Genomic DNA, 471 nt, shown 5'->3' on the forward strand with positions numbered 1-471 from the left:
GCGTCTTGAACGCGCAGATCTGCGCAAAAAACGCCTTCGAAGGCTTGTCGAGACACAGGACTCAGCAGTCACGGCACCCGCCTCCCGATTCTCGCGTCGGTTCGCACGTCAACCGTGCAGCCAATGCTCATTGTTCAGCCCGTCCCTAAAGGGTGTTAGGAACTTTGAGTTAGAGGGTGTTAGGGACTTTGGATCGAACCTGGTATCCTAGCGGAATGCCAAAACGCAAGCCGTACCCAACAGATGTATCGGATGAGGAGTGGTACTTCGCCGCCCCGTACCTGACCTTGATGAATAAAGACGCGCCGCAGCGCCGCTACGAATTGCGCGAGATGTTCAACGCGCTGCGCTGGATCGTGCGCGCGGGCGCACCGTGGCGTCTGCTGCCCAACGACTTCCCACCGTGGGAGTTGGTCTACCAGCAGACGCAGCGCTGGATTCAGGCAGGTTGCTTCGAGGCCATGGTGAGCG

General features: G+C 59.0%; 1 protein-coding gene. It reads left to right on the top strand.

Going from position 1 to position 471, the window contains the following annotated elements:
• Window positions 1-215 precede the first annotated feature (215 nt).
• Window positions 216-471 (top strand): transposase (locus PKKP23_RS33600; RefSeq protein ID WP_138721065.1); only part of this gene is annotated, 256 nt, incomplete at its 3' end.

The organism is Paraburkholderia kururiensis JCM 10599 = LMG 19447, assembly GCF_003986935.1.
GTDB classification, from domain to species: Bacteria; Pseudomonadota; Gammaproteobacteria; order Burkholderiales; family Burkholderiaceae; genus Paraburkholderia; species Paraburkholderia kururiensis.